Origin of the sequence: Brevibacterium sp. XM4083 (assembly GCF_006489205.2) — a bacterium.
Classification (GTDB): domain Bacteria; phylum Actinomycetota; class Actinomycetes; order Actinomycetales; family Brevibacteriaceae; genus Brevibacterium.
Window position 1 is genome coordinate 1 of sequence record NZ_VFYR02000015.1, and the last position, 365, is coordinate 365.

Consider the following 365-nt stretch of genomic DNA (forward strand, 5'->3'; position numbering starts at 1 on the left):
GGTTGATCACGCGGATGATGGTTCGTGTGATGGTTGGGTGTGTGTTTGTGGTTTGAGAATCCAATAGCGTGTTTGTTTGAACAATGTGATGCCAGAAAATTTTTTCTGGTAAGACAACCACACCATGACCCATTGCCTGGGTTGTGGTGGTATGGGTCACCGTGTCCACCCCCGTGGGCGTGGTGACTGTCTTGCCGGGATCACTGAAATAAGAAGTTTTTTATGGAGAGTTTGATCCTGGCTCAGGACGAACGCTGGCTGCGTGCTTAACACATGCAAGTCGAACGCTGAAGCCCCAGCTTGCTGGGGTGGATGAGTGGCGAACGGGTGAGTAACACGTGAGTAACCTGCCCCTGACTTCGGGA

1 rRNA gene is annotated in these 365 nt (G+C 51.8%); it reads left to right on the forward strand.

The window, feature by feature from the left end:
• Positions 1–219: 219 nt before the first annotated feature.
• Positions 220–365 (forward strand): 16S ribosomal RNA (locus tag FJ887_RS18215); the annotation flags it as partial.